The following is an 11,088-nucleotide window of genomic DNA, read 5'->3' on the forward strand; positions in this document are numbered from 1 at the left end:
GGAGGTTCTCCGTGGACGACAACAGTCAGTGATTGGGGTTGAACCCGCGCCCCAGCGACGCGGGCATGTTGATGCGGATCCAGTTCACGTTGCGCGAGATCAGAACCAGCACCAGGATGGTGGCCAGGTAGGGCAGCATGGAAAGCAATTGAGAGGCAATCGGCACCCCCAGCGCCTGCATGTGGAAGGTCAGAATGGTGATGCCGCCAAACAGATAGGCGCCGATCAGGACCCGCAACGGACGCCAGGTGGCGAACGGCGTCAGCGCCAGCGCGATCCAGCCGCGCCCCGCCACCATGTTCTCGACCCACAATGGCGTGTAGACCAGCGACATGAACGCGCCCGCCAGGCCGCAGCAGGCACCGCCGAACAACAGCGCGGCCAGCCGGATCCGGCGTACCGGATAGCCCAGGGCATGCGCGGACTCGGGGGACTCGCCCACGGCGCGCAGGATCAGCCCGGCGCGCGTGCGGTACAGGAACCAGCTCAACCCGATGGCGAGCGCCAGCGCCCCATAGACGAGCGGGTGATGCCGGAACAGGGCCGGGCCGACAAAAGGCAGATCGGCCAGACCCGGTACCGACCAGGAAAACGCTTGAATCGTGGCGCCGACGTAGGGCATGCCGATAAAGGCGGACAGGCCGACACCGAACAGCGACAGGGCCAGCCCGCAGGCGACCTGATTGGCGCCCAGCCAGACCACCAGCCAGGCGAACACCCCAGCCAGCAGCGCGCCGGCCGCGGCCCCGACGAGAAACCCCAGGCCTGTGCTGCCCGACTGCACGGTCATGGCAAAGCCCAGGGCCGCCGCCACCAGCATCATGCCTTCGGAGCCCAGATTGATGACGCCGGATTTTTCGTTGATCAGCAGACCCAGCGCCGCCAGCATCAGCGGCGTGCCAGCGTTCATGGAGGCTGCGATCAGGGGAGCCAGTACATCCATGGTGTCAGCGCCTCCAGCGCAGGCGTTGGAAGATCAGGACATCGCAGGCCAGCAGCGAGAACAGCAAGATGCCCTGGAAGATGCCGGTGATGGCGTCGGGCATGCCCAGACGCGTCTGGGACAGCTCGCCACCAATATAGAACAGGGCCATGACAAAGCTGGCGAAGATCACACCGATCGGATGCAGCCGGCCCACAAAGGCAACGATGATGGCGGCAAAGCCATAGCCCGGCGAGACCGAGGGCGTGACCTGGCCGATCGGCCCCATGATCTCACAGGCTCCGGCCACACCTGCCAGCGCGCCGGAACCCAGCATGCAGCCCCACAGCGCACGACGCGAGGAAAATCCGGCATAGCGTGCGGCCAGCGGCGCCAGTCCGCCCACCGTCAGGCGGTAGCCGGCGAACAGCCGCGACAACAGCAGCCAGGCTGCCAGGGCGGCCATCACGGCCAGGCCGAACCCCAGGTGCAGGCGCGTGCCCGGCCAGACCGGGAGCAGAAAGCCATTGTCGAACAGCCGCGACTGAGGAAATCCGAAGCCGTCCGGATCGCGCATCACGCCATGCACCAGATAGCTGAGCAGCAGTTCGGCCACATAGACCAGCATCAGCGAAACCAGAATCTCGTTGGCATGGAACCGGTCGCGCAGCCAGGCTACCAGCCCCGCCCACACCGCGCCACCCAACGCGCCCGCCAGCAATGCCAGCGTGATCATCAGCGGCCCGCCGCCCTGGCCCGACCCGTCATCGAAGTTCAGGATGAACGCGCCCGACACGATCGCCCCGACGACCAGCTGGCCCTCCGCCCCGATATTGAAAATATTGGCGCGAAAGCACAGCGCCAGACCGACTGCGCACAACAGCAGCGGCGCCATCTTGACGCCGATCTCGGCCCAACCGCGCAGGTTGACCAGCGGCTCGATGAAAAAGACAGCCAGCCCTTCGAGGGGCGGCTTGCCGACGATCATGAACATGAGCACACCGCACAATGCCGTCAACGCGACCGCCATCAGGGGCGACAGCCAGACCATCCGGCGCGAAGGCTCGGCGCGGGGAATGAGCTCAAGCATGCGCGACCTCCGCAGCGACATCGGTGGCGGAGACCGTGGCCGCATCGGCACCGGGCCACAGGCCGCTCATCCACTGCCCGATCTGCTCGCGCGAGGCCTCGGCGCGCGCCAGGGCGGGCGACAGTCGCCCCTTGGCCAGAACGACCAGGCGGTCGGACAACTCGAACAGCTCGTCCAGTTCCTCGGAAATCAGCAGGATGGAGCACCCCGCATCGCGCAGCGCCAGGAGCTCGCCGCGGATCTGCGCCGTCGCGCCCACGTCCACGCCCCAGGTCGGCTGGGCGATGATCAACAGTCGGGGTTGACGCACCACCTCGCGGCCGACGATGTATTTTTGCAGATTACCCCCCGACAGGCTCCCCGCCAGCGCCTGGGGACCGGGCGCCTTGACGCGAAAGCGCTCGATGATGCCCTCGGTGATGCGGCGCACGGTCCCGGTGCGGACCCAGCCGCGCCGCACCGTGTCGGGCCCCTGATGCGAGAGCAGCAGATTGCGCGCCAGCGACAGTTCCGGCACGGCGCCGCGCCCCAGCCGTTCCTCGGGCACGAACGCCATCCCCTGCCTCCGTCGCCAGGCCGAGTCGCGATGGCCGACCGGCTGGCCATCGAACAGAATGCTGTCCGCGGCGGCGCGGACGTCCTCGCCCGAGAGCGCGCCCATCAATTCCTGCTGGCCATTGCCGGACACGCCCGCCACCCCCAGGATTTCTCCCGCGTGCAGGTCCAGATCGATGCCCGTCAACGGGGTGGCGAAGGGATGCGCGCGCGGCAGATCGAGATGCCGCACCTGGAGCAGCACCGGTCCGGCCGTCCGCGCGCGATGCTCGTGCACCGGCAGGTCGGCACCGATCATCAGCCGCGACAGGCTGGCCTCGGTCTCCTCGCGCGGATCGCAGATCCCCGTCACCCGGCCCGCACGCATCACCGTGCAGCGCTGGCACAGGGTGCGGATCTCGTCGAGTTTGTGGCTGATGTACAGGATGCTGCACCCCTCGGCCGCCAACTGGCGCAGGACGTCGAACAGCCGCAGCACGGCTTGCGGCGTGAGCACCGAGGTGGGTTCGTCCAGAATCAGCAGACGCGGCTTGCCCAGCAACGCGCGCACGATCTCCACGCGCTGGCGCTCGCCCACCGACAGGGTATGCACATGACGGCGCGGCTCGACATCCAGACCATATTGCGTCGCCGTGGCGGTGATCTGCGTTTCGAGGGCCTGCATGTCCGTGCCCGGCGGCAGCCCCAGCGCGATGTTCTCCGCCACCGTCAGCGTGTCGAAAAGGGAGAAATGCTGGAACACCATGCCCAGGCCCAGCGCCCGCGCAGCCGCGGGATTGGTGATCCGGACGTCCTGGCCGTCCCACTGGACCGTGCCCTGGTCGGGGCGCACCACGCCGTAGATGATTTTCATCAGCGTGGACTTTCCCGCGCCGTTTTCACCCAGGATGGCGTGAATCTCGCCAGGTTCGACGGTCAGGTCGATTGCATCATTGGCCCGGACTGCCGGGTAGGATTTGCTGATGTTTCTTAAAGCCAGTCGCGGGGGCATGCAGGCATCCTGTTGGAATCGTTCGTGAAACACCCGGGATGCAAAAAATTCTACTCAGGATGCGGCGCTCCGCCCAAAGGGGATAAACCCCTATCCAGACGGAAAACGCACGCTCCGCGACCATCACGCCAGAGGGGCGGCGGTCGAAGACACCGGAACATCACTCTCTATGAATGTCGGATATTATGACACGGTGATACAGCGATCCCTGGCGGTCATGCCGACGCATCGATCCTGAAAAGCTCAGGCCTCAAAGGCCATGCGTCCGGCAAATCCCAGGAACAACAACCCCACCAGACCGCTGCCCAGCCGCGCCAGCCCCTGACGTCGGCGGAACGCGGCCGCCAGGCGCGCGCCGCCGAAGATCAACACGGACAGATACAGAGCGCTGCAGGCCTGCAGGATAGTCGCCAGGATCAGAAAAGGCAGCGCCGGATGCGGGTAGGCCGGATCAACGAACTGCACGAAGAACGACAGCAGAAACAGGATGGCCTTAGGATTGAGCAGGCTGAGCAGCAGCGCCTTGCGAAAAGGACTGTCCTGATCGCCGGACACCGCCTGGGTGCGGGCCGGACCAGGCCGCCAGGCCGACAACAGCAGCCGGATGCCAAGATACGTCAGATAGAGGGCCCCGGCCGCTTTCAGGACAATGAACACCATCGGCAACAGCCGCAGGACCGAGGCGGCGCCGGCGGCCGTCAGCGCCATCAGGATGGAGTCCCCCACGAACACGCCGAAGGCCGCCTCGTAGCCGGCGCGCACCCCGCGCCCGGCCCCGATCGCCAGCACGAACAGGGAATTGGGCCCGGGCAGCAGGATGATGAACACGACGCCGACCAGATAGGTCCAGACGTCCAGCACGCCGTATTGCATCAGCATGGAAAACCCCTCGATCAGGATGAGCGAGGTATTTTATCCCTCGGTCTCGACCGAACTGCGAATCAAATGATCGAAGGCGGCCAGTGAAGCCTTGGCGCCTTCGCCGGCGGCGATGATGATCTGCTTGTACGGTACCGTCGTCGCATCACCTGCGGCAAACACCCCAGGCACCGAGGTCTGGCCTCGCGCATCGACCACGATCTCACCATGCTTGCTCAGCTCGACCGTCCCCTTGAGCCACTCGGTATTGGGCACCAGGCCGATCTGGATGAACACGCCCTCCAATTCGACGCGCTGCGCCGTGCCGCCGACGCGGTCCTTGTAGCTCAGACCAGTCACCCGCTTGCCATCGCCGTGGATCCCGGTGGTCTGCGCCGACGTGATGATCGTCACGTTGCCCAGACTGCGCAGCTTGCGCTGCAGCACCTCGTCGGCCCGCAAAGCGCTGTCGAACTCGATCAGCGTCACATGGCCCACGATCCCGGCCAGGTCGATCGCCGCCTCGACGCCCGAATTGCCGCCACCGATCACCGCCACACGCTTGCCCTTGAACAGCGGGCCATCGCAATGCGGGCAGTAGGCCACGCCACGGTTGCGGTACTCGTCCTCGCCGGGCACATTGATCTGCCGCCAGCGCGCGCCCGTCGACAGGATGACGGTCTTGGCCTCGAGCACTGCCCCGTTGGCCAGTTCGATCTGGACGGATTTGCCCGGCACCAGGCGGCTGGCCCGCTGCAGGTTCATGATGTCGACATCGTAGGCCTTGACGTGCTGCTCCAGCGCCGCGCCGAACTTGGGCCCTTCGGTCTCCAGCACGGAGATGTAGTTTTCGATCGCCATGGTGTCGAGCACCTGGCCACCGAAACGCTCGGCCACCACGCCCGTGCGGATGCCCTTGCGCGCCGCATAGACGGCCGCCGCAGCGCCCGCCGGACCACCACCGACCACCAGCACATCGAACGCCTCGCGCGCATTCAGCGCCTCGACCTTGGCGGCATCGTCGCCCGCGTCCAGCTTGGCCAGGAATTCTTCGACCCCGGCGCGGCCCTGGTGGAACAGCTCGCCATTCAGGAACACGGCGGGCACGGACAGGATCTCACGTTGCTGGACCTCATCCTGGAACAGCGCGCCATCGATCGCCACGTGGCGGATACGCGGGTTCAGCACCGACATTGCATTCAGCGCCTGGACCACGTCCGGGCAGTTCTGGCACGACAGGGAGAAATAGGTTTCGAAGGTATAGTCACCCGGCAGATTGCGGATCTGCTCGGCCACGGCCTCGTCCAGCTTGGGCGGATGACCGCCGACCTGCAACAGCGCCAGCACCAGCGAGGTGAACTCGTGGCCCAGGGGGATGCCGGCGAAGCGCACGCCGATATCGGTCCCGGCCCGGGCGATTGCAAACGACGGCACGCGCGCCCCGGAGGCGTCGTCCGTCAGAGTGATCTTGTCGGACAGGCTGGCGATGTCTTCCAGAAAGGCCCGCAGTTCCTGCGACGAGGCGCCGTCGTCCAGCGACGCGCGCAGCTCGACGGGCAACGTCACCCGTTCGAGATAAGTGCCCAATTGTCCTTTGAGGTTTGCATCCAGCATGGTTTTCACCTTTTTTCAAATACAGATCCCCCCGGGCGCGCCGTACCGGCGCGGCCCTTGAATCGTTCCGAGGGGGGAGACAGCTCGTCCCGACCTGCCCGCCCGGACCCGCCGGGCGCGGCACGGCCGTTCCGGGCTGGAATGCGCCGCCTGGCGCATCCGGGGCGTCGGGAGAAGGCCGACCGAGTTAGATCTTGCCGACCAGGTCCAGCGAGGGAGTCAGCGTCTTGGCGCCTTCTTCCCACTTGGCGGGGCAGACTTCGCCCGGGTGGCTGGCGATGTACAGGGCAGCGCGGACCTTGCGCAGCAGTTCGGACGCATCGCGGCCGATACCGTTGTCATGGATTTCCAGGACCTTGATTTCGCCGGCCGGGTTCACCACGAAAGTGCCGCGCAGGGCCACACCTTCTTCTTCGATCAGCACGTCGAAGTTGCGCGCCAGCACGTGGGTGGGATCGCCGATCATCGGATAGTTGACCTTCTTGATGGCGTCGGACGTATCGTGCCAGGCCTTGTGGGCGAAGTGGGTGTCGGTGGACACGGAATAGACTTCCACGCCCAGCTTCTGGAATTCGGCGTAATGATCGGCCAGGTCTTCGAGCTCGGTCGGGCACACGAACGTGAAATCGGCCGGGTAGAACACGAAGACAGACCACTTGCCGGCGACGGACTGGTCGCTGACGTCGACGAACTTGCCATTGTGGTAGGCGGTGGCCTTGAAGGGCTTGATGGTGGTGTTGATCAGGGACATGAAAAAAGCTCCTTGTTCTGAGGTTCAGTGAAACGGCCACGAGGGCAACAGAGACAAGTTTAGGCAACCCCTGATAATAAGTAAAATTGATTGTTTAAATAGAGTCGATTGTCATTGACTATTGACTGGTCATATGCAATCCTCGCCGCAGTCCTCGGCCATCAGGCATCGAGCAAGGTCTGGTAGTGCTTGCGCGCCCGCAGGTACAGATCCAGCGGAAAGCGGACCGGCACGTCTTCCAGCGCGGCTGCCAGCATGGTCAGGTGGCCCTCGAATCCCGCGCAGGCTTTGGCCATGTCCTCATCGCCAGGCAGCCGCACCGTCAGCGTCAGCCGCGTGCCGCCCGCCTCTGCGGCCAGTTCCCAGCGGATGGGGCGTTCGGGCTGCGCACTGCTGCCCCAGGAATATTCCAGCGTCCGTTGCGGCTCCAGCGCTGTGACCGTGCTGTCGATCACGATGCCGCTGTCGGCAAAATCGATACGCACGGCTCCGCCCCGTCGTAACTCGATCGTGCCGGGCGCCAGCCATTTCGCCAGATGCCGGGGCTCCGTGAGCATGGCCCAGACGGCGGCCGGCGCCTGGTCATAGCGCCGCGTCAGCCGGCCCTCGAACCCGTGATCCCGTCGCTCAATCGTGCCGGGGAGAAAATCGTCCTCATCGCTCATCTGAACCTCACCAGGGTCTATTCACACGCATCCAGAAGATCGCATCGGGCCTGAGCGGCGTCGCGCAAGGCGTCCGCGCACCGGCCAGGCCGCCCGCCACCGATCCGAAAATCATATTATCATCCAGGCGACGGGCTGGACTCCAGCATGCCCACACCTCCGTCAGAGGATCGTCCCCTTGCCACCGGCACACCACTTGCGCATCCGCCTTGCCTGCCCGGCGCGCTTTCTGCGCACGGTCCTGCTGGTCCTGTGCGGCACCGGGACCGCGCAGGCCGCGCATGTCCTGGTGGATGCGGGTCATGGGCCGCAGCGCACCGGGGCCACGGGCGCCAGCGGCCGTGCCGAATATCGCTACAACCGGGATCTGGCCGCCGCTCTCGCGCGCGCCCTCGCCGCGCTGGGCGAGCGGGTCACCCGGGTCGAAGGCCTCGATGCGGACATCCCCCCGGCTCTGCGCCCGGCGGGCGCCCCTGCCGCCGACCTGCTTGTGTCGATTCACCACGACTCGGTGCAGGCACAGTACCTCGCGGCAGGCCGCCAGGCCGAATTCGCGGGCTATTCGATTTTCGTCTCCACCCGCAATCCCGACTACGCGGGCAGCCTGAATTGCGCCCGGCGCATCGGCGCGCGGCTGCGGGCGGCGGGCGAAACCCCCTCCGGATACCACACAGAGCCCATCGAAGGCGAAAACCGCCCGTTCGTCGACCGGCCGCTGGGCATCCACCGCTATGACGGGCTGGCGGTGCTGCGGGCGGCCCCCATGCCCGCCGTCCTGATCGAAGCGGGCGTCATCATCAATCCGCAAGAAGAAACCCGTCTTGGAAAACCCGAGACGGTGGCGCGTCTGGCCCGGGCGATTGCCCGGGGCGTGCGCGACTGCCTCGGGTAAAGCCCCATCCGCCTCAGGCCTTCAGCGCGCCAGCCAGAATGTCCAGGCCTTCTTCGAGCACCTCGTCCTGGATCGTCAGCGGGAACAAGAAACGGACCACATTCGCATGGACGCCGCACGTCAGCAGCAGCAGACCCGCATCGCGCGCGCGCTCCTGGACCTGCTTCGTGAATTCAGGATCGGGCGTCCCGTCGGTCTTTGAGAACTCGACCGCCACCATCGCGCCCAGTCCCCGCACATCCGAGATCTGCGGCACCGTAGCGCGCAGCGACTCGAGCCGGGCCTCGAGCCGGCCGCCCAGCACCTGGGCGCGCTCGCACAGTTGCTCGTCCTCGAGCACATCGAGCACGGCATGCGCCGACGCGACGGACAGCGCATTGGCCGCATAGGTCCCACCCAATCCGCCCGCAGCCGGCGCATCCATGATCTCGGCGCGACCGCACACCGCCGACAGCGGCGCGCCGCCGGCCAGGCTCTTGGCCATGGTCATCAGGTCGGGCAGCACGTCGTAGTGCTCCATGGCGAACATCTTGCCCGTGCGGCCAAAGCCGGTCTGAATCTCGTCGGCGATCAGCAAGATGCCATGACGGTCGCAAATCTCGCGCAAGGCGCGCATGAACGCATCGGGCATGACATAAAAACCGCCTTCGCCCTGCACGGGCTCGAGAATGATGGCGGCCACCTGCTCGGGCGCAATGTCGGATTTGAACAGGTGCGACAAGGCACGCAGCGAATCATCGACCGTCACGCCATGCAGCTCGATGGGCGCTGGCACGTGAAAGGTATTGCCCGGGAAGGGGCCGAAACCGATCTTGTAAGGCGCGACCTTGCCGGTCAGCGCCATCCCCATGAACGTGCGTCCATGGAAGGCGCCCGTCAGCGAGATGACGCCAGGCCGACCCGTGGCCGCGCGGGCGATCTTGACGGCGTTCTCGACCGCCTCGGCGCCGGTCGTGAAGAACACGGTTTTCTTGGCATGCCCGCCCGGGGCCAGCTGGTTCAGCCGCTCGGCCAGGTACACTGCGCTTTCATAAGGCACCACCTGGTAGGCCGTATGCACGAACCGATCCATCTGCGCCCGCATCGCGTCGACGATGCGCGGATGGGAATGGCCGGTATTCAACACGGCAATGCCCGAGCCGAAATCGATGTAGCGGCGTCCGTCCACATCCCACAGTTCGGCGTTCCGGGCCCGCTCGGCGTATATCAGAGGAAATCCGACACCCACCCCACGTGGCATCGCCGCAATCCGGCGGGCATTGATATCGGCGCTGCTGGATGCGGCTGTCGAAAGATGGCTCATGGTCTTGGTATCCATTGACATGAAATTTCCTGAGAATGTTGAAGATCGCGGGACGGCCTGAACTCACTGACGGCCGGGCAATACCATCCGGTGACGCATCTGGTCGGCGACGACCGCCACGATGAGCAGCACGCCCAGGACGACCATCTGCAAGTAAGAGCCGACATTGGACAGATTCATGCCGTTCTGCACCAATCCGATGAATATGGCGCCCATCACCACGTTGGGTACGCGCCCGATCCCGCCACGCAGGCTGACCCCCGCGATCACGCACGCAGCAATCGACTCCAGCGCGACCGTGCTGCCCAGATTGGCCTCACCGGTTTCCACGCGGGCGGTCAGCAACAGGCCGCTGATGGCCGCCAGCCCCGCGCACAGCAGGTAGGCGAACAGCAGCGTGCGCCGGGTATCGATACCGGACAGGGCCGCCGCTTTGGCATTGCCGCCGACGGCAAGCAGATGCGTTCCGATCGGCAGATGATTCATCAACACCAGCATGCCCACGACGCAGACGATCGTCACCAGAATCGGCACGGGAACGCCGAACAACGAGCCAAATCCGAACAGATCGCTGAATTCGACGGGCAGGCCAGAAACCGGCACCCCGCCCGTCAGGTACAGGGCGGCGCCGAAACCGATCGACTGTATCCCCAGGGTCACGATGAACGGCGACACCCCGAAGACAGCCACGCCGATGCCGTTGAGCAGCCCCACCGCCAGCCCTGCCAGGATCCCGCAGGCGAGACCCGCAACGATGATGAACCAGACGGCATCCGGGAAGCTCATGCCCAGGCTCTGCATCACCAGCGCCGAGACCACCGACGCAATCGCCATGATGGTGCCCACGGACAGATCGAATCCGCCCGTCACCAGCGCCAGCATCTGTCCCAGTGAGACCAGGATGAGGTAGACGGACTGCCGCAACAGGTTGATCAGGTTCTGCGAGGTCAGGAAATGATCCGACAGAAGACTGAACACGATACAGGCGATCACCAGCATGAAGGGCAGGACGCCCAGGCGAACGAACAGGTGACTCAAAATCCCCCGCCGCAAGGCGTGCCGGTTCGATTCCGGCCTCGGGCACCATTCAAAAACTTCTGAGAAATCAACATCTTGGAAGTGTTCGCAGCACAAACCCCGTACCAGGGGATTTCTTGAGAAAGTGGTCAGGTACAGTTTCGGTACAGTGATGCGGCGCTAGCCCGGAAATTTCGCGACGAGGGTAAAAAGGAATAGGCGATCCCCGCCCGAAGGCCTATGGTTATTGGTATCTGACGCCAAACAACCAAAAGGAACGCCTATGCCAAATCGTACCACCGAACAACTGGATTTTGGGCGCCTTGGGCGGCGTCATTTGCAAGCCAATTTCCAGGGCGGCGACCTGAGTTCGGATGGCGGGCTGATGCTGCTGCGTCAAATTGACGCACGCACCGGTCTGTCGCGCCAA

At 65.1% G+C, this 11,088-nt stretch carries 11 protein-coding genes; 2 read left to right on the forward strand and 9 right to left on the reverse strand.

The features are described 5' to 3' along the window. Window positions 1-25: 25 nt before the first annotated feature. From ACK5JE_RS13150 to ACK5JE_RS13180, 7 genes are all read right to left on the reverse strand, one after another. Window positions 26-943, reverse strand: coding sequence for an ABC transporter permease (locus tag ACK5JE_RS13150; RefSeq protein ID WP_416802146.1), 918 nt, complete (start codon window positions 941-943; stop codon window positions 26-28). Between the two features lie 4 nt (window positions 944-947). After that, the gene (locus ACK5JE_RS13155) at window positions 948-2,012 is read right to left on the reverse strand and encodes an ABC transporter permease (protein WP_416802147.1); all 1,065 of its coding nucleotides are present in this window, start codon (window positions 2,010-2,012) and stop codon (window positions 948-950) included. Continuing rightward, window positions 2,005-3,558, reverse strand: coding sequence for an ABC transporter ATP-binding protein (locus ACK5JE_RS13160; protein WP_416802148.1), 1,554 nt, complete (start codon window positions 3,556-3,558; stop codon window positions 2,005-2,007). The genes ACK5JE_RS13155 and ACK5JE_RS13160 overlap by 8 nt, the downstream gene beginning before the upstream one ends. 243 nt (window positions 3,559-3,801) lie before the next feature. After that, window positions 3,802-4,437, reverse strand: coding sequence for a leucine efflux protein LeuE (gene leuE / locus ACK5JE_RS13165; protein ID WP_416802149.1), 636 nt, complete (start codon window positions 4,435-4,437; stop codon window positions 3,802-3,804). Window positions 4,438-4,470: 33 nt separating this feature from the next. Further along, window positions 4,471-6,030: an alkyl hydroperoxide reductase subunit F gene (gene ahpF / locus ACK5JE_RS13170; RefSeq protein ID WP_416802150.1), complete on the reverse strand. Its 1,560-nt coding sequence runs from the start codon at window positions 6,028-6,030 to the stop codon at window positions 4,471-4,473. 187 nt (window positions 6,031-6,217) lie between these two features. Beyond that, a complete protein-coding gene (gene ahpC, locus ACK5JE_RS13175; protein ID WP_416802151.1) occupies window positions 6,218-6,781 on the reverse strand; it encodes an alkyl hydroperoxide reductase subunit C in 564 nt (187 codons plus the stop codon). A 161-nt stretch (window positions 6,782-6,942) separates the two neighbouring features. After that, the gene (locus tag ACK5JE_RS13180) at window positions 6,943-7,446 is read right to left on the reverse strand and encodes an SRPBCC family protein (RefSeq protein ID WP_416802152.1); all 504 of its coding nucleotides are present in this window, start codon (window positions 7,444-7,446) and stop codon (window positions 6,943-6,945) included. Between the two features lie 178 nt (window positions 7,447-7,624). Between ACK5JE_RS13180 and ACK5JE_RS13185 the strand changes: the two genes are divergently transcribed. Next, window positions 7,625-8,338 carry an N-acetylmuramoyl-L-alanine amidase family protein gene (locus tag ACK5JE_RS13185; RefSeq protein WP_416802153.1) on the forward strand — a complete coding sequence of 238 codons (714 nt, stop codon included), beginning with the start codon at window positions 7,625-7,627 and terminating at the stop codon, window positions 8,336-8,338. Between the two features lie 13 nt (window positions 8,339-8,351). Here the strand turns inward: ACK5JE_RS13185 and gabT are convergent, their stop codons facing one another. Further along, window positions 8,352-9,641 (reverse strand): 4-aminobutyrate--2-oxoglutarate transaminase, encoded by a 1,290-nt coding sequence (gene gabT / locus ACK5JE_RS13190; protein WP_416802156.1) that lies wholly within the window; start codon window positions 9,639-9,641, stop codon window positions 8,352-8,354. A gap of 63 nt (window positions 9,642-9,704) precedes the next feature. Then, window positions 9,705-10,679, reverse strand: coding sequence for an ABC transporter permease (locus ACK5JE_RS13195; protein ID WP_416802154.1), 975 nt, complete (start codon window positions 10,677-10,679; stop codon window positions 9,705-9,707). Between the two features lie 262 nt (window positions 10,680-10,941). Between ACK5JE_RS13195 and ACK5JE_RS13200 the strand changes: the two genes are divergently transcribed. After that, window positions 10,942-11,088 (forward strand): transposase (locus ACK5JE_RS13200; protein WP_416801583.1); only part of this gene is annotated, 147 nt, incomplete at its 3' end.

It is taken from the genome of Castellaniella sp., from assembly GCF_047971665.1.
Taxonomy (GTDB): Bacteria; Pseudomonadota; Gammaproteobacteria; order Burkholderiales; family Burkholderiaceae_B; genus Castellaniella.